We start from the raw sequence: 26,081 nt of genomic DNA on the forward strand, positions 1-26,081 counted from the left end.
GGTCTTAAAGCACATATTCAAATCTCTCGATTTGACCTCGGACAAAGAAACGGGATTTTTAGGGGGCAGAAAGGCTATTTCTGTTTTCTTATGGAACGGTTTAGGACAGAAATATCCGCATCTTTTTGAAAGGCCGATCATGACCCAAGCTGCCATCCTCGTCTCCGCCCCCTCTTTCACCGACGACGAACGCGCCCGGATCGAAGAGGTGGGCGTAACGGTTTACGCAGTTACGCCGGAAGAGCGCGCGGCCTTGCCCGAAGAAGTGCGTGCGGGCGTGCGCGCCATCGCGAACAAAGGGCACAAACCCATCGACGGCGCGCAGATGGATCTGTTTCCGAACCTCGAGATCATCGCGCAATTCGGCGTCGGCTATGACGCCATCGACGTGGCGGCGGCCAGCGCGCGGGGCATTCGGGTGACCAACACGCCGGATGTCTTGAACGAAGATGTGGCCGATCTGGCGCTGGCGATGATGCTCGCCTGGTCGCGCGAGATCCTGCGTGGCGACGGCTGGGTGCGGGACGGCACTTGGGGTCAGGGCCAGGAATTGCCGCTCAATCGCAAAATGTCCGGCGCGCCTGTGGGGATCGCGGGCATGGGCCGGATCGGGCGCGCCATCGCTGATCGCTGCGCGGGTTTTGGCATGCCGGTGCATTACACCTCGCGCAGCGCAAAGGACACGCCGGAGGGCTGGACCTATCACGGTGAAGACGTCGTGGCGCTGGCTGAGGCGGTCGAGTGGCTGGTCGTGGCCGTGGTGGGCGGCGCGCATACCCAAGGCTACCTGTCGCGTGAGGCGATCCAGGCGCTTGGGCCCCGTGGCGTGGTGATCAACATCGCACGCGGCACCTGCATTGACGAAGAGGCTTTGATCGAGGCGCTTGAAGCGGGCGAGATCGCCGGGGCGGGGCTCGATGTCTTCTACAATGAGCCACATGTGAACCCGCGTCTGATCGCGCTGCCGAATGTGCTCTTGCAACCGCATCAGGCGTCTTCCACCGTGGAAACGCGGCGCGATATGTCCATCGCGCAATGTGCCAATCTGGCCGCTTACTTCGCGGGCCTGCCGCTGCCGACGCCGGTGAACTGACGCGCGGGGTCCGGGCAGCGGTCATGGCAAAAGACCCACACCTGCGCAGAGTTGTGCAAATTTTGAACGAAAACCTGTTTCACGGCGTTTCACAAAGGGCTTTAAGTGGCTCATACGTATGAGAAGACTGCGAAAGGACGAAGGTCGATGAAATATCTGCTCTTGGTGGGGGGGCTTTTGGCCTTGGCGGGGTGTGAGGCCCCTTTGACATCCGAAGGCTATCTTCAGGAGCTTCCTGAAGGTTTGGCAGAGGTGGCTGCGCCGAACCAGAATTTGGCGGCGGTTCAGATCAACCCGGAAGATGGCTGTTACTGGTATCGCCACGACGGCCCGGTCGAGACGACCTTGTTGCCGCTGCGTGCCAAGAACGGTCGCCCGATCTGCACCGAAGCGCCCGCGACGCTTGAAACCGCGATGTGATCACCTTCACAGGACGACATGAAAAAGGCAGGCTTAAGAGCCTGCCTTTTTGTTTTCGGTATTGCCTGTGGTGCTTGGCCGGGACGCTTAGCTGGTCGCGGTCACGTAATGCTCGGCCGGGTAGAGGTGCGCCGTCACGCCGGTTTCCGCCCGGTCATAAAGATCAATGACATGCGCCATCACCATGCGCACACAGCCGGAACTGGCGCGGGTGCCGATGGAGCGCGGGTAGGGCGTGCCGTGGATGCGCAGGTAGGTGTCGCGATTGCCGACATAGAGATAGAGCGCGCGCGAGCCCAAAGCGTTGCGCGGACCCGGGTCCATGCCGTCGGCAAATTGCGCGTAGGTTTCCGGTTCGCGTTTGATCATCGCGGGGGTCGGTGTCCAGGTCGGCCATTTCGCCTTGCGCCGGATCGTGTAGGTGCCGGGGGTGTAAAGCCCGTCCCGCCCGATCGCCACGCCGTAGCGCATCGCAGTGCCGCCCTCTTCGACGAGGTAGAGATAGCGCGCAACCGCATCGACATGGATGTCGCCCGCTCTCAGACCGGCTTTGGCCTCGACCCGACGCGGCAGGAACCGGCTGTGCAGGCCCCAGGGGTTCGAGGTTTCGAGGTTGAAGTCCGCAGGCGTCACCTGTGCGTCCCATCTGTCCCAATCGCTTTTCGTCGCAGCCATGGCGGGCGTGGCAGCCACCGTTCCAAGGGCCGTGGCGCCAAACAGCGCGGTGGAGGTTTGGATGAAATGGCGACGGGTTAACATGGCGAATTCCTTTACGACTGAGCAGAGCGTAGTGATGGATGAGGTGGCAGCCCCAAGTGCGTTTCTTCCTAGGCTAAACCGATAAAAACGCAAGGCGTTCCCGCAGGGGAGTCACTTTTGCGTGTGAGTTTTCAGGATATTTTCAAAACGCGTGACCGATTTGAGGCGAAATATCCCCTCTGACCGGGCCAGTTGGTTACGCGAATTTGCTGAGATGAAGGGCGATAGAGATCGCCCAACTGGTTTAACGATTAAAGAAAACTCTAATATCAGACTCTGGTCAGGTGTTTTGCCTGACCAGAGTCAGAGGGGTCAAAACGACCCCGTGCCCATCACTCGGCTCGGGTCCGGGCCTTTTTCCATTTCGGCGAATTCCTCATAGGTGCGGTATTTGTCGAGAATGCCCGATTGTGCCATCTCAAGAAGCTCGGCGGCTTCCTCGGGGCGCGATTGCGTGAGCTGACGATAGCGCAGCTCGCCATAGGCGTAGTCCTTGAACGGCAAGGTCGGGCGCGGGCTGTCGAGCCGGAAGGGCGGCGTGCCCGTGCCATGCAGTGCCGGATCGAACCGCAACAGCGGCCAATAGCCGGATTTCACCGCTTTTTGCTGTTGGTTCAACCCTTTGCGCATGTCGATGCCATGGGCGATGCAATGCGAATAGGCGAGGATGATCGACGGCCCGTCCCAGGCCTCCGCCTCGCGGAAGGCTTGCAAGGTTTGCTGCGGATTGGCGCCCAAGGCCACCTGCGCGACATAGACATTGCCATAGGCGATGGCCTGAAGCGCCATGTCTTTGCGGTTGGTGCGCTTGCCTGCGGCGGCGAATTTGGCGATTGCGCCCAAGGGCGTGGCTTTGGAGGCCTGACCGCCGGTGTTGGAATAAACCTCTGTGTCCATCACCAGAATATTGACGTTGCGCCCCGACGCCAGCACGTGATCGAGCCCGCCATAGCCGATGTCATAGGCCCAGCCATCGCCGCCGACCAGCCAGATCGCGCGTTTGACGAGATGGTCGGAGAGGGACAGCAAATGTTCAATGTCTTCGGACCGGGGCAGGCCGAGAAGCTTGGTTTTGAGCACTCCCACACGCTCGCGTTGGCTGCGAATTTCGGATTCGCGGACCTGCGGCGCGGTGAGGATGTCCTGCACCAGATCGTCGCCGACATCTGGCGCCAGCCTGCGCAACAGATCCTGCGCCAGAGCGCTCTGTTTGTCGGCGGCCAGACGGAAACCGAGACCGAATTCCGCGTTGTCCTCAAAGAGCGAATTGGCCCAGGCCGGACCGCGACCTTCTGCGTTCTTGGTCCAGGGCGTCACCGGCAGGTTGCCTCCGTAAATCGACGAACAGCCGGTGGCATTGGCGACCATGAGCCTGTCGCCGAACAACTGGCTGAGCAATTTGACATAAGGCGTCTCGCCACAGCCCGCACAGGCGCCGGGGAATTCGAACAAAGGCTCAAGGAATTGCACCCCGCGCACATTGGCGAAATCCACCCGCGAGCGATCGTTGACCGGCAGGCTCTCGAAAAAGGCGATGTTCTCGCGTTCGCGTTCCGGCAGGTCTTCTTTGAGATGCAGGTTGATCGCTTTTTGTGTCGGATCGTCTTCCGAGATCGCCGGGCAGGCCTCGACACAAAGGCCGCAGCCGGTGCAGTCCTCGAGGTAAAATTCCAGCGCAAATTCCGCATCCGGGTAGCCGCGCGCGTTGACCGGGGCATGTTTGAAACCGTCTGGTGCCCCCTCGAGCAGGTCCTCGTCGAAATACTTCGCACGGATCACGGAATGCGGACAGACAAAGGAACATTGCCCGCATTGGATGCAGTCTTCGGCGATCCACACCGGCACCTCATCGGCGACATTGCGTTTTTCCCAGGCGGCAGTGCCGGAGGGGAAAGTGCCGTCGACGGGCAGGGCGGAGACGGGGATGTCGTCGCCCATGCCCTCCATCATTTTCGCGGTCACATCGCGCACGAATGACGGCGCATCTTCGGGCACCAAGGCGGGACGTTCGAGGATACTGGTGGGCGCGGCTGGCACAGCAATTTCATGCAGGCCCTTCAAAGCGCCATCGACGGCGGCAAAGTTTTTCTCCACCACCTCGCGGCCTTTTTTTGCGTAGGTCTTCTCGATCGCGTGTTTGATCTTTTCAATCGCTTCCTCGCGCGGCAAGACGCCCGAGAGCGCAAAGAAACAGGTCTGCAAAATCGTGTTGGTGCGCCCGCCAAGGCCCAGCTCGCGGGCCGCCGTGGTGGCGTCGATCACGTAGAATTTCAGCCCTTTGTCGATGATCACCTGTTGCACGGAACGCGGGAGGCGATCCCAGGTGGCCTCCGCCCCGTAGGGTGAATTCAACAGGAAAATCGCACCGGGTTTCGCCAGTTTCAGCACGTCCATTTTCATCAGGAAATGGAACTGATGACAGGCGAGGAAATTGGCCGAGGCGATCAGGTACGGCGCCGCAATCGGTTCGGGACCAAAGCGCAGATGGCTCTCAGTCACGGCGCCGGATTTGTGGCTGTCATAAACGAAATAGCCCTGGGCGAAATGATCCTCTTCGGCGGCGATGATTTTGACCGAGTTCTTGTTCGCGCCGACCGTGCCGTCCGCGCCGAGACCGTAGAACACCGCGCGCACGACGTTGTCTTTTTCGATGTCATAGGTGGGATCGACCTTGAGCGATGTGAAGGACACGTCATCTGTGATGCCGACGGTGAAATTTGTTTTGGGCTGATCTTTCAACAGGTTGTCGAACACGGCCTTGGCCTGTGCCGGCGTAAAGTCCTTGGACGACAGCCCATAGCGCCCGCCGATCACGCGCGGCATGGTGGCCCGTGTGCCGGTGGCGACGGCTTCGGCAAGCGCCGAGACGACATCGAGATAAAGCGGTTCGCCCGTGGTGCCGGGCTCTTTCGAGCGGTCCAGAACGGCGATTTTCTCGACCGTTTCGGGGAGTGCTGCGAAGAGGTGTTTCGGCGAGAACGGACGATAAAGGCGGACAGTGATCAGGCCGATTTTCTCGCCCTTGGCCTCCAGATCCGCGACGGTCGCAGAGATCACATCGACGCCCGAGCCCATGGCAATCACCACACGGGTCGCGTCCGGCGCGCCAGTGTAATCAAAAGGCTGATAGCGGCGGCCGGTCATGGCGCCCAAGGTGTTCATTTCCTCCGCGACGATCTCCGGCACGGCGGCGTAGAACGGGTTGGCGGCCTCGCGGCCCTGGAAGAACACGTCGGGGTTCTGCGCGGTGCCACGGATAAAGGGATTTTCCGGCGACAAAGCACGTTTGCGATGCGCGCGCACCAGATCGTCGTCGATCATCGCCCGGATTTGATCGTCAGGGATGAGATCGAGCGTGTTGACCTCATGAGACGTGCGGAAGCCGTCGAAGAAATGGATGAAGGGAATGCGGGCTTTGAGCGTTGCGGCATGGGCCACGAGCGCCATGTCATGCGCCTCTTGAACGGAGGCCGAGGCCAGCATGGCAAAGCCCGTGGAGCGTGCGGCCATGACATCGGCATGATCGCCAAAGATCGACAGCGCATGCGTCGCAAGAGAGCGCGCGGCGACGTGGAACACGGTCGGCGTCAACTCGCCCGCGATTTTGAACATATTGGGCAGCATCAGCATGAGACCCTGAGACGCGGTAAAGGTCGTGGTCAGGGCACCCGCTTGCAACGCGCCGTGGACCGTGCCCGCCGCCCCGCCTTCGGATTGCATTTCCTGAATGACCGGGACGTCGCCCCAGATGTTGTGCACGCCCTGCGCGGTCCAATCATCCGCAAGCTCGGCCATGGGGGAGGAGGGCGTGATCGGGTAGATCGAACAGACCTCGTTCACGCGGTAGGCGATATGCGCGACGGCGGCGTTGCCGTCCATGGTGGAATGGCTGTGGGTCGCTTCGCGGGTCTCGTTGGACGGCGGTGTGATGTGGTCGTGGTCAAGCATGGGAGGCCTCCTCAAGCTCTGGGCTCTCTGAAATCATCTCAAGCGCATGGCAGGGGCATTGGTCGAAACAGGTTTGACAGCCGGTGCATTTTTCGGGGTCGATCTCATAACCTTTGCCAACGCCGAGTTTGACGATGGCGTCCTCGGGGCAGGCGGCATAGCAATTGTCGCACTCATAGCATGACCCGCAGGAGTAACAACGCGACGCCTCGTAACGGGCTTCTTTCTCGGACAAACCGCTCAGCACCTCGTCGAAACTGTCGCGTTTGCTGGTGGCGAGTGCTGCCTGCTCCTTCGGGTCCACATCCGAATAGACCGGCAGGTGCAGCATATCGGCGGTGACCAAAGCGGGCGGATCGGCGGGTGCGTAAACGCGCCCTACAAGCCAGGCGTCGATGTGCCGCGCAGCCAATTTTCCGTGGCCGGTGGCGATGGTGACCGATTGCTGATCCGGGACCATATCGCCGCCGGCAAACACGCCTTCGCAGCCGGTCATCCGGCTCTCATCCACCTCGATCGTGCCATTCCAGCTAAACGTCAACCCAGGCACGGATTTGAGGAAAGAGCTGTCGGTCTCCTGACCCAGCGCCAGCACCACCGCATCGGCCGAAAGCGTCTCGAACTCGCCGGTCGGATGCGCCTTGCCATCCGCGCCGATCTCCATCCGCTCGACTTTCAACGCGTCGCCGTCGATCTCCTTGATCGTGGTCAGCCATTTGATTTTGACGCCCTCGGCCATGGCTTCGTCCGCCTCGAATTCATGCGCGGGCATGTGGTCGCGGTCGCGGCGGTAGACGATGAGGGTTTCGGTGGCGCCGAGTCGTTTCGCCGTGCGCGCTGCGTCCATCGCCGTGTTGCCGCCGCCGTAGACCACGACACGGCGGCCTAAAAGCGGGGCTTCGCCCTTGGAGGCCTCGGACAGCAGGTTGACGGCGTCGAGAATTTTCGGCGCTTCCTTGGCCGGGATGTCGACATGTTTGCCTGCACCTGCGCCAATGGCGAGGTAGACGGCATCGAAGCCGCCCGCCGCCTTCTCAGTCATAAGATCGGTGACCTTGTGATTGAGCGTGATTTTAACACCGAGCGCCTCGATCCGGGCGACATCCTGCGCCAGTTCTTCGCGGGGCATGCGGTAGGCGGGGATGCCGAAATGCATCATGCCGCCTGCGATGGGACCGGCCTCAAAGATCTCGACCTCATGGCCCAGCCGCGCCAGATGATAGGCGGCGGAGAGCCCGGAAGGCCCGGCACCCACCACGAGAACCTTCTTGCCGGAGGGCGGGTTCAGCGCCGTGAACTGCCAGCCTTGCTCATTTGCCATATCGCCCAGAAACCGCTCGACCGCATGGATCGACACCGAGGCATCGACCTCGCCACGGTTACAGCCGCCCTCACAAGGATGATAGCACACCCGGCCATGCACGGCGGGCATCGGGTTCTCTGCGGTCAAAATCTCCCAAGCCGCGCGGTAATTTCCCACCATCGCCTCGGCCAGCCATTCGCGGATGTTTTCGCCCGCCGGACAGGCCGCCGCGCAGGGCGGGGTGAGGGTCACATAGGCGGGGATCTGGCTGCGCACGGGGCCGGTGCCCGCGGTTTTGCTCTGTCCTACGAGGGGGGTAAAATCGGCGCGTTTTGTGCCGGGTTTCGGATCGGCAGACTGGGACATGAGAGGCCTCACATGGATGTGGCTGGGCTATGGCTGGACGCAGCATCGCGGGGTTTCCCCGCCCGGGCGTTGACATATATCAAGGCTTGCATGCGAGAGGGTGGTCTCGCAACGCTATGATTTTTTTATCTCTTTTATTGAAACGAAATGTCGCAGGGGATGGGTGCCTTTTGGACGCTGCGCAGGATCCTTGCGTATTGGATGCAGGGTTCGGACTTTACTTTCGCATATGAATTAAATAAATGACTGGTCAGTTATTTGCTGTCGCGACGACTCGGGAGGCCCGGATGTCTGAAGACAAAACGCCAGATACGGCACCCAAATTCCGCCGCCGCAAAGAGGCGCGCCCCGATGAAATTCTCGACGCCGCCTTGGATCTCTTTGTTGAGAAGGGCTTCGATCGCACAAGGGTCGAGGACATCGCCACGCGGGCGGGCGTCTCGAAGGGCGCGGTCTATCTCTATTTTTCCTCGAAAGACGCGGTGATCGAGGCGCTGGTGGACCGGGCCGTGGGGGGGATCGTGGGCGAGGTGGTCGATCAGATCGGCGGCTTTCGGGGCGATCCGCGTGACATCCTGCGCCGCCTTGTGCCTCTGTTCATGGCGCGCACGTCCGACCCGCGCATTCTGGCCGTGCCGAAACTGGTGATCCGCGAGGCGCCGACCCATCCGAAACTTGCCACGATGTATCGCGAGCGCGTGATCGGCCGCGCCTTGCCCGCGCTTGTCGCACTGTTTCGGCGGGGCATGGAGGGCGGCTATATCCGCAAGGTTGATCCCGACATGGCCGTGCGCTGTGTGCTTGGACCATTTCTCATGCATGTGCTTTTGGCGGATGTGTTCGACATCTGGCCTGACAGTGAGGCGCCAAAGGACCGGCCAAAGGACCTGCGTATCCCCGATCTGATCGACACTCATTTGACCCTGCTCTTTGCGGGACTCGACCCCATTCCCACCGATCCTCATACCGAAAAGGAGCCGCAAAATGGCTGATCTTCCAAGCTGGCTGGCCTCTGCCATCGCGGCGATTTATCCCGGATTTCTCGACACGCCGCCCTATGTCTATGACGGCTATATTGAGGGCGATTTTACCTATGCGGCGCCGGCCTCGGGCGGGCGGATCGAGACCATCGCGGTCTCCGAGGGCGATCAGGTCGCCAAAGGCGCGCTGATCTTTGCTTTGGAAGACGATCAAACCCGCGCAGCGCTGCGTTCGGCTGAGGCGCAATTGGCGCAGGCCGAGGCGCAGTTTGAGAACCTCTCGACCGGCTCGCGGCAGGCGGAAACGGATGTGATCCGGGCGTCCCTCAATCAGTCCCGCGTGGCCTTGGACATCGCGCAGACGCGGCTGACGCGGTCGGAAACGCTTTTGGCCCGAGGCGCCACGACACAGGCCACGGTGGACGATCAACAGGCCGCCGTGGATGAGGCGCAGGCGGCGGTGACGCGGCTTGAGGCCGAATTGAAAGTCGCGGAACTGCCCGCCCGCGATGCCGAGCGGCTGGCTTCCGAAGCGGCGGTGGAGGCGGCGCGGGCGCAGGTCGATCTGGCGCGCTCCGATCTCAATGACCGCAAGGTTTACGCCCCCGTCACGGGACAGGTGGAAAAGGTGTTTTTCGAGGCGGGCGAAGTGGCCGCCAGCGGCGCGCCCGTGGTGTCGCTCTTGCCGCCCGGGCAGATGACCGCGCTGTTTTTCGTGCCCGAATATGAGCGCGCCGATCTGAGCCCCGGCGATGTGGTGGCGCTGTCTTGCGAAGGTTGTGCGCCGGGGCTCAGCGCCAAGATCACCCGGCTCGCCTCCGACCCGCAATACACCCCGCCGATCCTCTACACGAAAGCCGAACGCGGGCGGCTCGTCTACCGCATCGAGGCCGAGGTGATCGACCCGCAGGGCGTGTTGCCGGGGCAGCCGATCACGGTCGATGCCTCCGCCGCTGTGGAGGAGTGAGCCGTGCCAGAGAAGGATGATGTTGCCATTTCCGTCACCGGCCTGACCAAGGTTTTTGGTGACCGCAAGGTTGTCGATGACTTCGATATGGAGGTCAAAAAGGGCGCGATTTACGGCTTTCTGGGCCCGAACGGCTCGGGCAAAACCACCACGATCCGTATGATGTGCGGGCTTTTGACGCCGGATGGCGGGGCGGGGCAGTGTCTCGGCCTCGACATCGTGAAAGACAGCCGCGAGATCAAGAAACGCGTCGGTTACATGACGCAGAAGTTTTCGCTCTACGAAGACCTGACCATCGCCGAAAACCTCGATTTCGTGGCGCGGATGTTCGGGATGGCGGGGCGCAAGCGTCTCGTCGAAGAGGCGGTGCGGGATCTTGGGCTTGAGGGCCGCGCGGGGCAATTGGCGGGCACGCTTTCGGGTGGCTGGAAGCAAAGATTGGCGCTCGCCGCCTGCATGATCCACAACCCCGATCTCTTGCTTTTGGACGAGCCGACCGCCGGGGTGGACCCCAAGGCGCGGCGAGATTTTTGGGATGAAATCAGACGTTTGGCGGCGAAAGGTGTGACGGTTCTGGTGTCGACCCACTATATGGACGAGGCGGTGCAATGCGATCACATCGCCTATATCGCCTATGGCAAGAAGCTGATCGATGGCGCGGCGGAAGACATTCCGACGACCATCGGGCTGTCGACCTATGTGGTGAAAGGTCCTGATCTGAATGCCTTGGAAGAGCGGTTGAAACAGGAGGACGGCGCCGGGCAGGTGATCCGTTTTGGCGCGGAGCTGCATGTGTCGGGAACGGATAAGGTCGCGCTCGATGCGCTGGCCGCGCGTGAGGCGAATGGGCCCTATGAGTGGCAGGCGAAAAAGGCCGGGCTTGAAGAGGCGTTTATCTATCTCATGGCCGGCGCAAAGGACAATTTCGGCGCGCCGCTGGAGGAGGTCAAATGAATCGTCTGTTTTCCTGGACCCGCTTTCTGGGCGTTCTCATCAAGGAATTCATCCAGATGAAGCGCGACCGCGTCACTTTCGCGATGATGATCGGCATGCCGGTGATGCAGCTTTTGCTCTTTGGCTATGCCATCGACACCGATCCGCACAACCTGCCGACCTTGGTTGAAGTGGCCGATGAAAGCCCCGTGGTGCGCAGTCTGACGGCGGCGATGGACACATCGGATTACTTTGATTTCATTGGCATTGTCACCTCTGAGGCCGAAAGCGCCGAAGCCTTGAAAGACGGCACGGCGACGGTGATCCTGACCGTGCCGCCGGGGTTCGAGCGCGATATGATCCGGGGGCTTAGGCCTGAGATTTTGCTTACAGTCGATGCCTCCGATCCGGTGGCGGCGGGCGGTGCGATTGGGGCGATGAACGGCGTGGTCGAGACCGCGATGAAGCAGAGCCTCACGGGGCCTCTGTCCTTTGCGGCAGGCTCAGAGCCGCCCTTCGAGATGGTGGTGCATCGGGCGTTCAACCCGTCGGAGGAAACCTCGATCAACATCGTGCCGGGGCTTTTGGCGGTGATCCTGTCGATGACGATGATCCTGATCACGGCGGTGGCCATCGTGCGCGAGACCGAAAAAGGCACGATGGAAAGCCTGATCGCCACACCCGTGACCGCCGCCGAGGTGATGCTGGGCAAGATTTTGCCCTATGTGTTCGTGGGATACGTCCAGACCTTCGTCTTTCTGATCGCCGCGCGAGTGCTGTTCAATGTGCCGTTTTCCGGCTCGTTTCTGGCGTTCTTCCTGGGCTTTAACCTCTATATCATCGTCAATCTCGCCATCGGATTTCTGGTTTCGACCGTGGCACGGACCCAGATGCAGGCGATGCAGCTGTCGTTTTTCACCATCCTGCCGACGGTTCTGCTCTCCGGTTTCATGTTCCCGTTTTCCGCCATGCCCGGCTGGGCGCAGACCATCGGCACGGCGATTCCCGCAACGCATTTTCTGCGCCTCGTGCGCAAGGTGATGCTCAAGGGCGGGGGGCTTCCGGAGGTGGCGGGCAATATGATGGCGATTGTGGTGATCCTCGTGGTGGTCGTGGCGATTGCTTTGCGACGCTATCGCCAAACGCTTGACTAAAAGGCGAAAAAGAGAGGGTCGCGCGGTTTTCGAAGGCCCTCTGACGGCTTTGTCATATTCCTATTAAAATAATCAGGATTGACATATCTGACCAAAGAAGTCAGTTAATCTCCCTATGAAGAGTCAGGCGTGTCACAGCACGCAGATTGGAAGGCCTCCGCAGAACGCAAGCAAAGCAGCGGGGGGAGACAAAGGGACAAGACCACATGAAACGTATGATGACGGCCATGATCGCAGCCACGCTTCCGGCCGCCGCTTTTGCGGGCGAAGCCGAAGTTGTGAGCAACTACGCCGACATGGCCCACGCCGTCTATGAGGACAGCCTGATCAAGGCGCAGGAGTTGGACGCCGCCATCGCGGATTTCGTCGCGTCCCCCTCCGACGTGACGCTGGCCGCCGCCAAAGCCGCATGGCTTGAGGCCCGCGTGCCCTACCAGCAATCCGAGGTTTACCGTTTCGGCAACCCGATTGTCGACGATTGGGAGGGCAAGGTGAACGCCTGGCCGCTCGACGAAGGTCTGATCGACTATGTCGATGGCTCTTATGGCGGTGCGACCGACGAAAACCCGCTGGCCGCGTTGAACGTCATCGCCACGCCGTCTTTCGAGCTGTCGGGCGAAACTGTCGATGCCTCCGAGATCACGCCGGAACTTCTGGCCGAGACGCTGCACGAGGCCGATGAGGTCGAGGCCAACGTGGCCACCGGCTATCACGCCATCGAATTCCTGCTCTGGGGGCAGGACCTGAACGGCACCGATCATGGCGCGGGCGCACGTCCTTACACCGATTACCTGACCGGCGACGACTGTACCGGCGGCAACTGTGAGCGCCGGGCCGAATACCTCGTGTCCGCGACGAAACTTTTGGTCTCCGATCTGGAATGGATCACCGAGCAATGGGCCGAAGGCGGCGAAGCGCGCGCGGCTGTCGTGGACGATCCGACCGCAGGCATCACCGCGATGCTCACCGGCATGGGTTCGCTGTCCTACGGCGAACAGGCGGGCGAGCGGATGAAGCTTGGCGTCATGCTGAACGACCCCGAAGAAGAGCACGATTGCTTCTCCGACAACACTCATAACTCGCATTTCTATGACGGCATGGGCATCCACAATGTCTATTTCGGCAAATACATGCGCGTCGATGGCACTGAGGTGAAAGGCGAGAGCCTTGCAAGCCTTTTGGCCGAGAAGGACGCAGGCCTCTCGAACGATCTGGGCCACGCTTTGGATCATACCATGGTCGAACTGGCCGAGATCAAAGCGGCGGCGGAAGCCGGGTTCTCCTATGACCAGATGCTGGCGCGCGGCAATGAAGCAGGCGAAGAGTTGATCATGTCGGCGGTCGATGCGCTGGTCGCTCAGACGCGCGAGATCGAGCGTGCCGTGAGCGTGCTCTCAGCCTCCGAGATCGAGGTCGAAGGCTCCGACAGCCTCGACAACCCGGACGCTGTTTTCCAGTAAACACACTTTGGGGCGGCGCATCGAGCGCCGCCTTTTTCCACAAGCCAAGAGCCGAGATCATGATCGTCTGTTCCTGTAACGCCATCACCGACCGCGACATCCATGCCGCCATCGACTGGATGCGGGCCGCGGACCCGGAGACGATCATCACCCCCGGAAAAGTCTACCGCGCCTTGGGGAAATCCCCCGATTGCGGCAACTGCATGTCGCTTTTCCTTTCCTCCATGCGCCAGAATGCTAACCTCAAGGTGCCCGCCGAATTGCGCGGGCTGAAAGACCACCGCAAGAGAGGATAATCCCATGAAAGGCGACGCCAAGGTCATTGAGTACCTGAACGCAGCACTCCGGTCCGAATTGACAGCCGTTTCCCAATACTGGCTGCACTTCCGACTTCAGGCCGATTGGGGGCTGGCGAAAATGGCTAAGAAATCGCGCGAGGAAAGCATCGAAGAGATGAACCACGCCGACAAGCTGATTGACCGGATCATCTTTCTCGAAGGCCACCCGAATTTGCAAAAACTCGATCCGCTCAGGATCGGTGAAACCCCGAAAGAAACGCTCGAGGCGGACCTCGCCGGCGAGCAGGACGCGCTGGCGCTCTACAACGAGGCGCGGACTTACTGTGAATCTGTCGGCGACCATGTGTCGAAAGCGCTGTTCGAAGAGCTGATCGCCGACGAGGAAGGCCATGTTGATTTTCTCGAAACCCAGCTCGATCTCTACGCCCGACTTGGCGAGCAAGGCTATGCGCTGCTCAATGCGGCCTCGATGGACGAAGCCGAGTAAGGCCACTTTGCTTTTGGCCCTGTCCCTCATGGGGCAGGGTGCGTTTGCCGACCAACTTCTGATTTCTGGCCTGACAACTGATCCGCATCTGTCCACCGTGCCCCGCACGGAGGCCGAGCGCGCGCGAATTGCGACGGTCATCGCACCCACAACGGATTTCACCAAAGCCGAAGCCTTCGAGGCCAACCAAGGCGGCGCGGGCACCGTCGCCGATCCGGGCGATGACACGGCTTTCACCTTGCCACCTGCGACGCTGCCCTTCGAGAAGAAACTGGATTTCGAACTGGGCAATGCGCTCTTTGCCAAGCTCTGGGTCTCCTCGCCGTCCTCCACCAAAGCCTCCGACGGGCTGGGGCCGCTTTATAATGCGCGGTCGTGCCAGCGTTGCCACGTCAACGACGGACGCGGCCATCCGCCGGAGCACGCGGGTGACGACCGCACTTCGATGTTCCTGCGTCTCTCCGTGCCCGCTGGTGACGCGCCTCTGACGGAACTCGAATCCTATCTCGCTCAAGTCGATGGGCAGGGCGCCACCCCGCGCACCCGCCCCGTGCCGGGGTACGGTGGGCAGTTGCAGGACCTCGCGCTGGTCGGGTTTGCCCCGGAAGGCCGGATGGAGATCAGCTATCAGGAGATCCCCGTCACGCTGTCGGGCGGCGAGGTGGTCACCCTGCGTCAGCCGACTTATAGCATCGGCAATCCGGGTTACGGGCCTTTGCCCGACGACCTGCAAGCCTCCCCCCGGATCGCCAACCCGATGATCGGGCTGGGGCTCTTGGAGGCGATTCCCTCCGAAGACATTCTCGCGCTGGCCGACCCGGGGGATCGCGATGGCGATGGCATCTCCGGGCGGCCCAATCTGGTCTGGTCACGGCATTTTGATGCCCCCATTTTGGGACGCTTCGGCTGGAAAGCCGGCGAGCCGACGGTCGAAGAACAATCCGCTGCGGCCTTTCATGGCGACATCGGCATTTCCTCTCCGCTCTTCCGCGCGCCTGCGGGCGATTGCACGGCGGAACAGGCCGACTGCCGCGCGGCACCGCACGGCGCAGGCGACGCGCGCGGCGATGAGATCGACCAGACCGGCATGGATTTGGTGACGTTTTACGCCCGAAACTTGGCGGTGCCCATGCGTCGCGACGTGGATGACCCAGAGGTCCTGCGCGGCAAAGAGATGTTTGCCGAGGCCGGATGCGCGGCCTGTCACACTCCGAAACATGTCACCGCACGGCTCAGCGACGAGGACGATGCGCCGCGCTCGTTCCAGCTCATTTGGCCCTACACCGACCTGTTGCTCCATGACATGGGTGAAGGGCTGGCCGATCATCGCCCCGAACATCGCGCCACAGGGTCCGAGTGGCGCACAGCGCCTTTGTGGGGGATCGGTTTGACGGCGCGCGTTTCAGGGCCTACGACCTACCTTCATGACGGACGTGCGCGCACGCTTTTGGAGGCGGTGCTCTGGCATGGCGGCGAGGCCCAGAAGGCCCGCGACGCCGTGGTGGAGATGCCCCCCGAAGACCGCGCCGCGCTCATTCGTTTTCTTGAAAGCCTCTAGGGGACCCCACATGCGTTATTTCACGGCTCTTTGCTTTTCTCTGGCCCTGTCTGTGCCTCTGGTGCCTGCCATGGCCACGCCCTTGGACGAAGCACTGAGCCGTGCGGTGAACCAGCACACCATCCCAGCGGTGGACCGCTTTGATGTCGCGACGGCGTTTCTGGCGGATGTGACGGAGGCCAATTGCCTGCCGGGCAATGTCAAACCCGCCTATGACGTGGCTTTTGATGCCTGGATGGGCCTGCAACATCTGCATATGGGGCCGATTGAAAAGAACGGCCGCATCCTCGCCATCGCCTTTTGGCCCGACAAAAAGGGCATGATCCCGCGCACGCTCTCGGGCTACATCGCGGACCAGGACCCGGTGGTCGAGACGCCCGAGGCCTTCGCCGACGCCTCCATCGCGGTGCGCGGGCTTTTTGCCTTGGAGTACATGCTGTTTGACGATCAGTTCGACGGCTACGCCGAGGACAGCTATTCCTGCCACCTCGTCCAAGCCATCACCCACGACCTGCACCGTATGGCGGCGGAGATCAAAGAAGAATGGATCGCGCCCGACGGGTTCGCCCAGACGCTTTTGATGGCCGGGGAGGCGCCTCAGCCGCTTTATCTGACGAAAGAGGAAAGCGTTCAGGCGCTTTACACCATGCTGCTCTCGTCTTTGGAAAACACCAAGGATCAGCGCATCGGACGGCCCATCGGCACCTTTGACAAGCCGCGTCCCGAACGCGCCGAGGCGCGCCGCTCCGGCCGCTCCGAGCGCAATGTGATCCTGCAACTCGAAGCCGCCCGCGATCTGGCACGCAACCTGGCGCCGGGCGAGATGCCGCTCTCCGAGGAGGCTTTCGCAAAAACCATCGCCCTGACGGAGGCGCTGAATGATCCGTCCTTCGCGGGCGCGGGCGATCCGATGGGGCGGTTGAAGATCGAGATCATCGGCCAGAATATCACCACCCTCATGGGCAACCTCGCCAATGAGATTGGCGCGCCTTTGGGGGTCGCCGCCGGGTTCAACTCGTCCGATGGCGACTGACCTCCGCCATTTTGAAAATCTTTTCCCGCAATAAAATCAAGAAACTGGAAACATGAGCACACGTCGTAACTTTCTCAAGGCAGCTTTGGCCGCAACTCTCGTTCCTCGTCTGAGCTGGGCGGATGCCGGATCGCCTGCCTTTCTAGGCGCGGCCAAGGACACCAATGGCGATTACGCACTTTACGGGTTGGACGAGACGGCCCAAATCCTGTTCCGCGCGCCCTTGCCGGCCCGCGGCCACGCCGCCGCGGCCCATCCGACAAAGCCTGAGGCAGTGGCTTTCGCGCGCCGTCCGGGGACTTTTGCTGTCGTGGTGAACTGTGCCACCGGCAAGATCACCCATCGTTTGGATGCCCCCGAGGGGCGACATTTCATGGGGCACGGGTTGTTTGTGAACGAGGGCGCGCTTTTGGTGACGCCGGAGAACAATTACGCCGAGAAAAAGGGCGTTTTGGGCATTTGGGACCGCGCCAAGGGCTATGCCCGCGTTGGCGAAGTCGCGACCCACGGCATCGGTCCGCATGACATCCGCGCGCTCTCCGACGGCACGCTGGTGGTGGCCAATGGTGGCATCTTTACCCACCCGGAGATTGGCGAGGGGCGGCAAAAGTTAAACATTGACGAGATGGAGCCTTCGCTTGCCTATCTCTCTGCGAGTTTTGCCCTAGAAGAGAAGGTGGTTCTGGCGCCTGAGCTGCATCAGAACTCGATCCGTCACCTCGCGATCGGCCCGGACGATCAGGTCGCCTTTGCCATGCAATGGGAGGGCGATGAGATGGAGCTCGTGCCTCTGATCGGGTTGCATCGCCGCGGCGAAGAGGTGCGTTTGCCCGAGGCCGAGATGGGCGAGCAATATGCGATGAAGGGCTACGCGGGCTCGATTGCCTTTGCGGGCGATGGCTCCGAGGTGGCAATCACTTCGCCGCGCGGCGGGCGGATGCATCGTTTTGCGCCCGATGGCACCTTCTTGGGCGCCGTGCTGCGCGGTGATATTTGCGGGCTGGCGCCCATGCGGGAGGGGTATCTCGGCTCCGACGGCTTTGGCGCGCTTTTGGCGCTCAAGGAGGGCATGTCGCCTCTGAACGCCGTGCCGGGTCTGGCCTGGGACAACCACCTGGTGGCTTTGCCGTCTTTGGTGGGGTAAGCGCAGGTCGATAAAATTTTACAAAAATTTTGTCTAATTTTGAGGCAAAGCGGCAACACCTCTGATTTTGCTGCTTTGTCCAACATGGTTACCAGAGTATGAATTTCTCATAAGAAACTGTTTTTGTATGATTTTGCGTGGAGTGATCCGTATGCGTTCACAGCCTGCTGCCAAGAAGGTGAGCGCTGATTTTCGAGACAGGTCCCGGGTGCTCTTGCAGCCCCCCCGGTCCGCTACTAAGACTTGGGTAACACTTCCGCGCTAACACATCAGACGACACAACAGGCAGGGCCCGATGAAAGATCCGATTGATACCTACATGAACACGCTCGTTCCCATGGTGGTCGAGCAGACGAGCCGCGGCGAACGCGCCTATGACATTTTCTCGCGCCTCCTCAAAGAGCGCATCATTTTCCTCAACGGCCCGGTACATGACGGCATGTCATCGCTGATCTGCGCGCAGTTGCTGTTTCTTGAGGCGGAAAACCCGAAAAAAGAAATCGCCATGTATATCAACAGCCCGGGCGGTGTCGTGACCTCCGGCCTGTCGATCTACGACACCATGCAATACATCCGTCCGAAGGTCTCGACGCTGGTGATGGGGCAGGCGGCCTCCATGGGTTCGCTTCTTTTGACGGCCGGTGAAAAAGGTATGCGTTTCTCGCTGCCCAACTCCCGCGTCATGGTGCACCAGCCGTCCGGTGGCTACCAAGGTCAGGCGACCGACATCATGATCCACGCGCAAGAGACCCAAAAGCTCAAGGATCGCCTCAACCAGATCTATGTGAAGCACACGGGGCAGGAACTCCAGACCGTGGTCGATGCGCTTGAGCGCGACAATTTCATGTCGCCCGAAGACGCCAAAGACTTCGGTCTGATCGACGAGATCGTCGAAAGCCGCGCGCCGCTCGCGGAATAAAATGACGGGCGTCTCGGCCTGACCGGGTCGATGCGCCCTCTCGAAATGAGGGGGGAGAGCCGTCCAATCGGGTCATCAGGCAGAGAGATTTTGCCATTGTGCCCGAAAAACGGCTGTCCTACACTCTGTCAAATATCGCTCTTTGACCGGCTGGCCCCCGATGGGCCTATAGGTCAAAGCACAACGCAAGAGAGCCTGAGGCTCAGGGGAATGTGATGAGCAATTCGTCCGGTGGTGACAGCAAAAACACGCTCTACTGCTCGTTCTGCGGCAAGAGCCAGCACGAGGTGCGCAAACTGATTGCGGGTCCGACCGTGTTCATCTGTGACGAATGCGTCGAGTTGTGCATGGATATTATCCGCGAGGAGACCAAGACCTCGGGTCTGAAATCCTCCGAAGGCGTACCCTCGCCGAAAGAGATTTGCCAGGTGCTCGATGACTACGTCATCGGTCAGGCGACCGCGAAACGCGTGCTCTCGGTGGCTGTGCACAACCATTACAAGCGTCTCAATCATGCCGCCAAAGGGTCGGGGGACATCGAGCTTGCGAAATCGAACATCCTGCTGATCGGCCCGACCGGTTGCGGTAAAACGCTTTTGGCCCAGACGCTGGCGCGCATCCTAGATGTGCCCTTCACCATGGCCGATGCCACGACGCTGACCGAAGCCGGTTACGTGGGCGAGGATGTGGAAAACATCATCCTCAAGCTGTTGCAGGCGTCTGAGTATAACGTCGAACGGGCGCAGCGCGGCATCGTCTATATCGACGAGGTCGACAAGATCACGCGCAAATCCGACAACCCCTCGATCACCCGCGACGTGTCGGGCGAGGGTGTGCAACAGGCTTTGCTGAAAATCATGGAAGGCACCGTCGCCTCCGTGCCGCCGCAGGGCGGGCGCAAGCATCCGCAGCAGGAATTCCTGCAAGTGGACACTACGAACATCCTGTTCATCTGTGGTGGCGCCTTTGCCGGCCTCGACCGCATCATCGCGCAGCGCAACAAAGGCACCGCGATGGGCTTTGGCGCCGATGTGAAAAACGACGACGACCGCGGTGTTGGCGATCTGTTCAAAGAGCTCGAGCCCGAAGATCTGTTGAAATTCGGCCTGATCCCGGAATTCGTTGGCCGTCTGCCGGTTCTGGCGACGCTCGAAGACCTCGACGAGGACGCGCTGGTCACCATCTTGACCCAGCCGAAAAACGCTCTGGTGAAACAGTATCAGCGTCTGTTCGAGTTGGAAGACACCGAACTGAGCTTCACCGAAGAGGCGCTCACCGCCATCGCCAAACGCGCGATCGAGCGGAAAACCGGCGCACGCGGCCTGCGCTCTATCCTCGAAGACATCCTTCTGGACACGATGTTCGAGCTTCCGGGCATGGAAAATGTGACCGAAGTGGTCGTCAACGAAGAGGCCGTGACCTCCGAGGCCAAGCCTTTGATGATCTATTCCGAGGACGACGCCAAGGAAAAGACCGCCTCCTAAGAGATGCGTCCGAACGTTTTCAAAGCCCCGCTGCGGTTTCCGTCGGCGGGGCTTTGCTTTGCCACCGGGGTGTGACGCGGATTTGAAGCGGATTTCAGCAGGAAAAGGCAGGGCGGGCAGCGGCTGCCCTCTGGACCTCCGCGCCTGGATGGTTCATAGAAAGATGCAAGCGAAATTCGAAAGGTGACACCGTCATGGGGATTTTGAACACGGCACTGCGGGCGTTGATCTGGTGGAAAGGTCAAACCATTGGCACGCAGCTTTTCACATGGCGTCACGGCATCAAAGTCGGCGAAGATGCCCAGGGCAATGTCTTCTATCGCAATGAAAACGACAGCCGTCGCTGGGTTGTCTACAATGGCGATGTCGAAGCCTCCCGGATCAGCCCGGATTGGCATGGCTGGCTGCACCACACCTTTGCGAACCACCCGGGCCATGAGGCGCTTGAGCACAAGCCCTGGGAAAAAGAGCATGTCGAAAATCTGACCGGCACCGTGGCAGCCTATGCGCCCGCGGGCTCGATCCGCCAGCCCAAGCCGATTGAGCGGCGCGATTACGAGGCGTGGCAGCCCGAATAATGGCCGAAAATCCGACAGAAGTTGCGGTGGGCGCAGGCGTCGTGGCGCTGGCCTTCGGGTTTCTGGTCTATGCGGGCCAGATCACCGGGTTCGGCGCGGGCGCGTCCGATCACTACCAACTCACCGCGTCCTTTCGCTCTGCCGAAGGCATCTCGACCGGCACCGATGTGCGCCTTGCGGGCGTCAAGATCGGCACGGTCACAGCGATGGACCTCAACCGCGACACCTTCCGCGCCGAAGCCAAACTGACGCTCGACGGCGATATTGCGCTGCCGGATGACACGGCGGCGATGATCTCGTCTGAGGGGCTTCTGGGCGGCAATTTCGTCGAACTGGTGCCCGGCGGCTCGATGTTCAATTTCGAGGATGGCCAGGTGATCGCGGACACCCAGGGCTCCGTGAGCCTGATCAACCTCTTGCTGAAATTCGTCACCGGCAGCGGCGACGACGGAGCCTCGGAATGATCCGTTGTGCGGCGCTCATTGCTACCTTGGTCTTGAGCACGCCCATTTGGGCGCAAGACGGCGGGTTCAACGACGATCTGGAAACCGGTCTCGATGAGATCATCATCCAACCTTTGGATGAGGGCGAGCAGGTCGGCGGTTTTGGGGCTGGCGGGCTGTCGCTTGAAGATCTGCAAAACCTGCCCAATGACGGCTTTCAGCAAGAGCTGAAAGACATCACCACCGAGCTTCAGGAAAATGTCGTCTCGGCGTCCGGGGCCACCGTGCGTGCGCTCGACAAGCTGACCGGCCAAGTCGAGGATTTGACGCTGGAGACCGGTGGCACGCAAGTTTTCGGACGGATTGAGGTGTTTCTGGGCGATTGCCGCTACCCCGAGGACAACCCCTCGGGTAATGCCTATGCCTATCTCGTGGTCCGCGCGCAAGGTGACGAGGCCCCGGTGTTTTCCGGCTGGATGGTCGCCTCAAGCCCGGCTTTGAACGCCATGGACCACCCGCGTTACGACATCTGGCCCCTGAGCTGTAGCACGTCCTGAGACGTCAGGGGCTCTGCGTGTGCCGTGAAATCTGCCCGTGTTGTCAAGGCTTTGCTCAGGAGTGCGCGATATTCGGATCGAGGAATTTCAATCCCGCCGAGGCTGGCGAGATGGTCTGTCAGAAATTGTGTATCAAAGAGCGTGAAGCCTGAGCGTCTCAGATGCGCGACCAGATAGGCCAGCACGATCTTCGAAGCACTGGGCACGCGCGAAAACATGCTTTCGCCGAAGAACGCCGTGCCTATGGCCAACCCATAGGTGCCGCCGACCAGCCGATCCCCCTCCCAAAGCTCGACGGAATGGCCAAAGCCCATCTCATGCAGCTCCGTGTAGAGATCTAAAATCGTATCGTTGATCCAGGTCTCGTCGCGATCGGCACAGCCCTCCATCACGGCCTCGAAGGCCTGATCGAAGGACACGCGATAGCGGTCTTGCCGGATCAGCCGGGCCAGCGAGCGCGAGATGTGAAACCCGTCCAAAGGAATGACGCCTCGCTCGCGTGGATCGACCCAAAAGAGGCTCTCATCCTCGCGCGATTCCGCCATGGGAAAGACGCCATTGGCATAGGCTTGCAGGATCAGTTCCGGGGTGAGTTCGACGTGGTTCATGGCGGCAAATGTGACGTGAGTGCGGGCAAAAGAAAAGGCCGCGCATCACACGCGGCCCTTCAAACTTTAGCGACGTTTCAGGTCAGCCCAGATTGGCCTCAAGCCATTTTTCCAGCCAGTGGATGTTGTAATTGCCCGTGAGCACATCCTCTTCCTGCAACAGCGCGTGGAACAGCGGGATCGTGGTGTCGACACCATCGACGATCAGCTCGCCCAGAGCACGGTTGAGACGCGCCAAGGCTTCGGGCCGGTCACGCCCATGGACAATCAGCTTGCCGATCAAACTGTCGTAATAGGGCGGGATCGTGTAGCCGTCATAAAGCCCGGAATCCATCCGAACGCCCAGACCGCCCGGCGCGTGGTATTGCGTGATCTTACCGGGGCAGGGCGTGAAATTCGGCAGTTTCTCGGCGTTGATCCGCACCTCGATGGCATGACCATCCAGCATCAACTCGTCCTGTGTGAAGGACAGTTTTTCGCCGGAGGCAACGCGAATTTGTTCGCGCACGAGGTCCTGACGGAAAATCGCCTCGGTCACCGGGTGTTCCACCTGAAGACGGGTGTTCATCTCGATGAAATAGAACTCGCCGTCCTCGTAGAGAAACTCGATCGTGCCTGCGCCCTTGTAGCCCATCTCCGCGATGGCCTTGGCACAGATGCCGCCGATACGGGCGCGCTCTTCGGGGGAAATCGAGGGACCGGGGGCCTCTTCGAAAACCTTCTGGTGACGGCGCTGCAAGGAACAGTCGCGCTCGCCAAGGTGGACACCGCCGCCTTGACCGTCGCCGAAGACCTGCACCTCGATGTGACGCGGCTTCTGGAGATATTTCTCCATGTAAACCTCGTCATTGCCGAAAGCGGCTTTCGCCTCGGAGCGCGCGGTGCGGAAGGCGACTTCAAGCTCGGCCTCGTTCAGCGCCACTTTCATGCCGCGCCCGCCACCACCGGCTGTGGCTTTGATGATGACCGGATAGCCCATGTCGGCGGCGGTTGTCTTGGCCGTCGCCACATCGGGCACGCCGCCTTTGGACCCCGGCACCACAGGGATGCCCAGTTTCTCGGCGGTCTCTTTCGCGGTGATCTTGTCGCCCATCTGGCGGATGTGTTCCGCGGAGGGCCCGATGAAGGTCAGGTCGTGATCTTCGACGATCTGCACGAAGGCGGCGTTCTCAGACAGAAAGCCATAGCCCGGGTGGATCGCCTGAGCGCCGGTGATTTCACAGGCGGCGATGATGGCCGGGAAGTTCAGGTAGGACTGGGCCGAGCTGTTCGGGCCAATACAAACCGCTTCGTCGGCCATCCGCACATGCATGGCGTCCGCGTCAGCCGTCGAGTGGACGGCCACCGATTGGATGCCCATCTCGCGACAGGCGCGGATCACCCGCAACGCGATCTCGCCCCGGTTGGCGATGAGGATTTTATCGAACATCGACAAACCCCTTATTCGATGATCATCAGAGGGGCGCCGAATTCGACCGGGGTGCCGTCGTCCACGAGGACGCGTTTCACGGTCCCGGATTTCGGCGCGGGGATGTGGTTCATGGTCTTCATGGCTTCGACGATCAGAACGGTCTGACCTTCGGAAACCTTGTCACCCACTTTTACGAAAGGCGCAGCACCCGGTTCGGCGGCGAGATAGGCGGTGCCGACCATCGGTGAGGGCACGGCGTTCGGATCGTTGGCCGGATCGCCTGCGTCGGAGGCTGCGGCCGGTGCGGCGGCGGCGGGTGCGGCAGCCGGGGCGGCGGCGACAGGCGCGGGGGCTGCGGCCACGGTCTGAACGACCTGCGGGGCGGCGCGGCTCACGCGGACGTTGAGGCTGTCATTGTCGCCATATTCGCGCATGACTTCGAGTTCGGTGAGCTCGTTGGCGCTCAGGAGTTCTGCCAATGCCTGAATGAAAGCCACGTCGGCGTCGTTTTGCTTTGTCATATGTTCAACTCGGTTTTGGGCCGCTCAGGTCTCGTGTGGTTGCCAAGTCTGGCGGTCCGTTCGAGCCCGGGCTGATTGATCTTCTGCGTTCGTATATAGGCCTTGTGACGTTGCGTGAAAACCCGATAACAGACCCCGACCCGGGGAGAATGGCGCAAACTCTGCCTATGTTTTGGGCGTCCACGCATGATTATGCGGCGTGAAGAGCGGGATAAGACCGAAAATGACCGGATCATAAATTTTACCGCTTGATAAAAAATTGAAGCCTGCCACGCTCGAGTCACCAAGAAAAGCAAGCCAACAGGGAGCAAGCCCGATGACCAACAGCCCGCTGACGCCCGGCATCACCGCCGGACGCCTGCCCGAGGAGAGCTATGCCGCGCAGTTTTCCGATCTGCACCCGGTGCTCGACGATCACGAGGCGCTCGTCGCCGCAGACCGGTGTTATTTCTGCCATGACGCACCCTGCATGACGGCGTGCCCGACCTCGATCGACGTGCCCCTGTTCATCCGCCAGATCATGACCGGCACGCCCGAGGCGGCGGCCAAGACGATTTTCGACCAGAATATTCTGGGCGGCATGTGCGCGCGGGTCTGCCCGACGGAGACGCTTTGCGAAGAGGTCTGTGTGCGGGAGATCGCAGAGGGCAAACCCGTCGAGATTGGCCGTTTGCAGCGCTACGCCACCGACGCGCTGATGGCGAAAGGCGTGCATCCCTACACCCGCGCCGAGGCGACCGGCAAAACCGTCGCCGTTGTGGGCGCGGGCCCTGCGGGTCTGGCGGCGGCGCATCGTCTCGCCATGAAGGGCCACGACGTGGTGATGTTCGACGCGCGTCCGAAATCCGGCGGGCTCAATGAATATGGCATCGCCTCCTACAAGGCGCCCGATGGTTACGCCCAAAAAGAGGTCGACTGGCTGATGCAGATCGGTGGGATCACGGTTGAGACCGGCAAGAAGCTCGGCGACGGGCTGACGCTCGACGGGTTGAAAGCCGACTATGACGCCGTGTTCCTCGCGATTGGTTTGGCAGGCGTCAACGCGCTTCGCGCTGAGGGCGAGGATGCCGACGGCGTGCTCGACGCGGTGGATTTCATCTCCGAGCTGCGGCAGGCCGAAGACCTGTCGAAACTACCCGTGGGCCGCAATGTCGTGGTGATCGGTGGCGGCATGACCGCTGTGGACGCCGCTGTGCAGGCGAAACTTCTGGGCGCGCAGAATGTCTCCATGGTCTATCGTCGGGGCCGGGCGCGGATGGCCGCCTCTGCTTTTGAACAGGACCTCGCCGCCTCGAAAGGCGTGCAGATTTTCTACAACGCGGCCCCCGTTGCGGTCTACGGTGACGGCGCGGTCGAGGAGGTCGAGTTCGAGTATACCTCCGAAGAAGGCGGCAGTCTGAAAGGCACCGGCGAGACCTTCCGCTTGCCTGCCGATCAGGTGTTCAAGGCCATCGGTCAGACACTCGATGGTGCGCCGGAGGGGATCGAAATCACCGGCGGCAAGATCGCGGTGGACGCCGTCGGTCGCACCTCGATTGCGGGCGTCTGGGCCGGGGGCGATTGTGCCTCGGGCGGCGAAGACCTGACCGTGACTGCGGTGTCCGAAGGACGCGACGCCGCCGAAGACATCCACGCCAAGCTGATGGAGGGCTGAGC

The 26,081-nt window shown here is 61.1% G+C and carries 24 protein-coding genes; 18 read left to right on the plus strand and 6 right to left on the minus strand.

The annotated features are described in order from the left end of the window. The first annotated feature begins 139 nt into the window (after positions 1–139). Both HCZ23_RS03225 and HCZ23_RS03230 read left to right on the plus strand, forming a co-directional pair. Complete coding sequence (locus tag HCZ23_RS03225; RefSeq protein WP_167600231.1) at positions 140–1,093, plus strand: 2-hydroxyacid dehydrogenase; 954 nt, start codon at positions 140–142, stop codon at positions 1,091–1,093. A gap of 147 nt (positions 1,094–1,240) precedes the next feature. Further along, a complete protein-coding gene (locus HCZ23_RS03230; protein ID WP_167600232.1) occupies positions 1,241–1,513 on the plus strand; it encodes a hypothetical protein in 273 nt (90 codons plus the stop codon). Between the two features lie 87 nt (positions 1,514–1,600). Here HCZ23_RS03230 and HCZ23_RS03235 read toward each other — a convergent pair whose 3' ends face one another. The 3 genes from HCZ23_RS03235 to HCZ23_RS03245 all read right to left on the minus strand — a co-directional run bounded on the left by HCZ23_RS03235 (position 1,601) and on the right by HCZ23_RS03245 (position 7,889). Beyond that, complete coding sequence (locus tag HCZ23_RS03235) at positions 1,601–2,272, minus strand: L,D-transpeptidase (RefSeq protein WP_167600233.1); 672 nt, start codon at positions 2,270–2,272, stop codon at positions 1,601–1,603. 312 nt (positions 2,273–2,584) lie between these two features. Continuing rightward, positions 2,585–6,220 carry a pyruvate:ferredoxin (flavodoxin) oxidoreductase gene (gene nifJ / locus HCZ23_RS03240; RefSeq protein WP_167600234.1) on the minus strand — a complete coding sequence of 1,212 codons (3,636 nt, stop codon included), beginning with the start codon at positions 6,218–6,220 and terminating at the stop codon, positions 2,585–2,587. Next, entirely contained in the window at positions 6,213–7,889 is a 1,677-nt protein-coding gene (locus tag HCZ23_RS03245) for an NAD(P)-binding protein (RefSeq protein ID WP_167600235.1), read from the minus strand. Before HCZ23_RS03245 ends, nifJ begins: the two co-directional genes overlap by 8 nt. A 287-nt stretch (positions 7,890–8,176) precedes the next feature. Between HCZ23_RS03245 and HCZ23_RS03250 the strand changes: the two genes are divergently transcribed. The 15 genes from HCZ23_RS03250 (at position 8,177) to HCZ23_RS03320 (ending at position 21,885) form a co-directional block, all read left to right on the plus strand. Continuing rightward, a complete protein-coding gene (locus HCZ23_RS03250) occupies positions 8,177–8,881 on the plus strand; it encodes a TetR/AcrR family transcriptional regulator (protein ID WP_167600236.1) in 705 nt (234 codons plus the stop codon). Continuing rightward, positions 8,874–9,836 carry an HlyD family secretion protein gene (locus tag HCZ23_RS03255; RefSeq protein ID WP_167600237.1) on the plus strand — a complete coding sequence of 321 codons (963 nt, stop codon included), beginning with the start codon at positions 8,874–8,876 and terminating at the stop codon, positions 9,834–9,836. The genes HCZ23_RS03250 and HCZ23_RS03255 overlap by 8 nt, the downstream gene beginning before the upstream one ends. A 3-nt stretch (positions 9,837–9,839) precedes the next feature. Further along, positions 9,840–10,790: an ABC transporter ATP-binding protein gene (locus HCZ23_RS03260; RefSeq protein ID WP_167600238.1), complete on the plus strand. Its 951-nt coding sequence runs from the start codon at positions 9,840–9,842 to the stop codon at positions 10,788–10,790. Beyond that, the gene (locus tag HCZ23_RS03265) at positions 10,787–11,923 is read left to right on the plus strand and encodes an ABC transporter permease (protein ID WP_167600239.1); all 1,137 of its coding nucleotides are present in this window, start codon (positions 10,787–10,789) and stop codon (positions 11,921–11,923) included. The genes HCZ23_RS03260 and HCZ23_RS03265 overlap by 4 nt, the downstream gene beginning before the upstream one ends. Before the next feature lie 206 nt (positions 11,924–12,129). Beyond that, a complete protein-coding gene (locus tag HCZ23_RS03270; protein ID WP_167600240.1) occupies positions 12,130–13,383 on the plus strand; it encodes an imelysin family protein in 1,254 nt (417 codons plus the stop codon). A 59-nt stretch (positions 13,384–13,442) separates the two neighbouring features. Then, positions 13,443–13,679, plus strand: coding sequence for a bacterioferritin-associated ferredoxin (locus tag HCZ23_RS03275; RefSeq protein WP_167600241.1), 237 nt, complete (start codon positions 13,443–13,445; stop codon positions 13,677–13,679). A 4-nt stretch (positions 13,680–13,683) separates the two neighbouring features. Continuing rightward, positions 13,684–14,169, plus strand: coding sequence for a bacterioferritin (gene bfr / locus HCZ23_RS03280; protein ID WP_167600242.1), 486 nt, complete (start codon positions 13,684–13,686; stop codon positions 14,167–14,169). A 28-nt stretch (positions 14,170–14,197) separates the two neighbouring features. Further along, complete coding sequence (locus tag HCZ23_RS03285) at positions 14,198–15,727, plus strand: di-heme oxidoredictase family protein (RefSeq protein ID WP_254869913.1); 1,530 nt, start codon at positions 14,198–14,200, stop codon at positions 15,725–15,727. 10 nt (positions 15,728–15,737) lie between these two features. After that, positions 15,738–16,760, plus strand: coding sequence for an imelysin family protein (locus HCZ23_RS03290; RefSeq protein ID WP_167600244.1), 1,023 nt, complete (start codon positions 15,738–15,740; stop codon positions 16,758–16,760). A 52-nt stretch (positions 16,761–16,812) separates the two neighbouring features. Beyond that, complete coding sequence (locus tag HCZ23_RS03295) at positions 16,813–17,904, plus strand: DUF1513 domain-containing protein (protein ID WP_167600245.1); 1,092 nt, start codon at positions 16,813–16,815, stop codon at positions 17,902–17,904. A gap of 295 nt (positions 17,905–18,199) precedes the next feature. Beyond that, complete coding sequence (locus HCZ23_RS03300; protein WP_167600246.1) at positions 18,200–18,823, plus strand: ATP-dependent Clp protease proteolytic subunit; 624 nt, start codon at positions 18,200–18,202, stop codon at positions 18,821–18,823. A gap of 215 nt (positions 18,824–19,038) precedes the next feature. Beyond that, the gene (clpX, locus tag HCZ23_RS03305; RefSeq protein ID WP_167600247.1) at positions 19,039–20,307 is read left to right on the plus strand and encodes an ATP-dependent Clp protease ATP-binding subunit ClpX; all 1,269 of its coding nucleotides are present in this window, start codon (positions 19,039–19,041) and stop codon (positions 20,305–20,307) included. A gap of 194 nt (positions 20,308–20,501) precedes the next feature. Continuing rightward, the gene (locus tag HCZ23_RS03310) at positions 20,502–20,885 is read left to right on the plus strand and encodes an NADH:ubiquinone oxidoreductase subunit NDUFA12 (RefSeq protein ID WP_167600248.1); all 384 of its coding nucleotides are present in this window, start codon (positions 20,502–20,504) and stop codon (positions 20,883–20,885) included. Beyond that, positions 20,885–21,349 (plus strand): outer membrane lipid asymmetry maintenance protein MlaD, encoded by a 465-nt coding sequence (gene mlaD, locus HCZ23_RS03315; protein WP_167600316.1) that lies wholly within the window; start codon positions 20,885–20,887, stop codon positions 21,347–21,349. The genes HCZ23_RS03310 and mlaD overlap by 1 nt, the downstream gene beginning before the upstream one ends. After that, complete coding sequence (locus HCZ23_RS03320; protein ID WP_167600249.1) at positions 21,346–21,885, plus strand: DUF2155 domain-containing protein; 540 nt, start codon at positions 21,346–21,348, stop codon at positions 21,883–21,885. Before mlaD ends, HCZ23_RS03320 begins: the two co-directional genes overlap by 4 nt. Here HCZ23_RS03320 and aat read toward each other — a convergent pair. The 3 genes from aat to accB all read right to left on the minus strand — a co-directional run bounded on the left by aat (position 21,849) and on the right by accB (position 24,425). After that, the gene (aat, locus tag HCZ23_RS03325) at positions 21,849–22,493 is read right to left on the minus strand and encodes a leucyl/phenylalanyl-tRNA--protein transferase (RefSeq protein WP_167600250.1); all 645 of its coding nucleotides are present in this window, start codon (positions 22,491–22,493) and stop codon (positions 21,849–21,851) included. The genes HCZ23_RS03320 and aat overlap by 37 nt on opposite strands. An 82-nt stretch (positions 22,494–22,575) precedes the next feature. Beyond that, the gene (accC, locus tag HCZ23_RS03330) at positions 22,576–23,922 is read right to left on the minus strand and encodes an acetyl-CoA carboxylase biotin carboxylase subunit (RefSeq protein ID WP_167600251.1); all 1,347 of its coding nucleotides are present in this window, start codon (positions 23,920–23,922) and stop codon (positions 22,576–22,578) included. An 11-nt stretch (positions 23,923–23,933) separates the two neighbouring features. Then, positions 23,934–24,425 carry an acetyl-CoA carboxylase biotin carboxyl carrier protein gene (gene accB / locus HCZ23_RS03335; RefSeq protein ID WP_167600252.1) on the minus strand — a complete coding sequence of 164 codons (492 nt, stop codon included), beginning with the start codon at positions 24,423–24,425 and terminating at the stop codon, positions 23,934–23,936. A gap of 316 nt (positions 24,426–24,741) precedes the next feature. Here accB and HCZ23_RS03340 point away from each other — a divergent pair, with 316 nt between their 5' ends. Continuing rightward, positions 24,742–26,079: an NAD(P)-dependent oxidoreductase gene (locus tag HCZ23_RS03340; protein WP_167600253.1), complete on the plus strand. Its 1,338-nt coding sequence runs from the start codon at positions 24,742–24,744 to the stop codon at positions 26,077–26,079. The last annotated feature ends 2 nt before the right edge of the window (positions 26,080–26,081 follow it).

This window comes from Celeribacter sp. HF31 (genome assembly GCF_011806455.1).
Taxonomy (GTDB): Bacteria; Pseudomonadota; Alphaproteobacteria; order Rhodobacterales; family Rhodobacteraceae; genus Celeribacter.

Coding starts and splice junctions, on each gene's coding strand:
- HCZ23_RS03225 (WP_167600231.1), top strand. CDS start 140: ATGACCCAAGCTGCCATCCTCGTCTCCGCCCCCTCTTTCACCGACGAC.
- HCZ23_RS03230 (WP_167600232.1), top strand. CDS start 1,241: ATGAAATATCTGCTCTTGGTGGGGGGGCTTTTGGCCTTGGCGGGGTGT.
- HCZ23_RS03235 (WP_167600233.1), bottom strand. CDS start 2,272: ATGTTAACCCGTCGCCATTTCATCCAAACCTCCACCGCGCTGTTTGGC.
- nifJ (WP_167600234.1), bottom strand. CDS start 6,220: ATGCTTGACCACGACCACATCACACCGCCGTCCAACGAGACCCGCGAA.
- HCZ23_RS03245 (WP_167600235.1), bottom strand. CDS start 7,889: ATGTCCCAGTCTGCCGATCCGAAACCCGGCACAAAACGCGCCGATTTT.
- HCZ23_RS03250 (WP_167600236.1), top strand. CDS start 8,177: ATGTCTGAAGACAAAACGCCAGATACGGCACCCAAATTCCGCCGCCGC.
- HCZ23_RS03255 (WP_167600237.1), top strand. CDS start 8,874: ATGGCTGATCTTCCAAGCTGGCTGGCCTCTGCCATCGCGGCGATTTAT.
- HCZ23_RS03265 (WP_167600239.1), top strand. CDS start 10,787: ATGAATCGTCTGTTTTCCTGGACCCGCTTTCTGGGCGTTCTCATCAAG.
- HCZ23_RS03270 (WP_167600240.1), top strand. CDS start 12,130: ATGAAACGTATGATGACGGCCATGATCGCAGCCACGCTTCCGGCCGCC.
- HCZ23_RS03275 (WP_167600241.1), top strand. CDS start 13,443: ATGATCGTCTGTTCCTGTAACGCCATCACCGACCGCGACATCCATGCC.
- bfr (WP_167600242.1), top strand. CDS start 13,684: ATGAAAGGCGACGCCAAGGTCATTGAGTACCTGAACGCAGCACTCCGG.
- HCZ23_RS03285 (WP_254869913.1), top strand. CDS start 14,198: ATGGGGCAGGGTGCGTTTGCCGACCAACTTCTGATTTCTGGCCTGACA.
- HCZ23_RS03290 (WP_167600244.1), top strand. CDS start 15,738: ATGCGTTATTTCACGGCTCTTTGCTTTTCTCTGGCCCTGTCTGTGCCT.
- HCZ23_RS03295 (WP_167600245.1), top strand. CDS start 16,813: ATGAGCACACGTCGTAACTTTCTCAAGGCAGCTTTGGCCGCAACTCTC.
- HCZ23_RS03300 (WP_167600246.1), top strand. CDS start 18,200: ATGAAAGATCCGATTGATACCTACATGAACACGCTCGTTCCCATGGTG.
- clpX (WP_167600247.1), top strand. CDS start 19,039: ATGAGCAATTCGTCCGGTGGTGACAGCAAAAACACGCTCTACTGCTCG.
- HCZ23_RS03310 (WP_167600248.1), top strand. CDS start 20,502: ATGGGGATTTTGAACACGGCACTGCGGGCGTTGATCTGGTGGAAAGGT.
- mlaD (WP_167600316.1), top strand. CDS start 20,885: ATGGCCGAAAATCCGACAGAAGTTGCGGTGGGCGCAGGCGTCGTGGCG.
- HCZ23_RS03320 (WP_167600249.1), top strand. CDS start 21,346: ATGATCCGTTGTGCGGCGCTCATTGCTACCTTGGTCTTGAGCACGCCC.
- aat (WP_167600250.1), bottom strand. CDS start 22,493: ATGAACCACGTCGAACTCACCCCGGAACTGATCCTGCAAGCCTATGCC.
- accC (WP_167600251.1), bottom strand. CDS start 23,922: ATGTTCGATAAAATCCTCATCGCCAACCGGGGCGAGATCGCGTTGCGG.
- accB (WP_167600252.1), bottom strand. CDS start 24,425: ATGACAAAGCAAAACGACGCCGACGTGGCTTTCATTCAGGCATTGGCA.
- HCZ23_RS03340 (WP_167600253.1), top strand. CDS start 24,742: ATGACCAACAGCCCGCTGACGCCCGGCATCACCGCCGGACGCCTGCCC.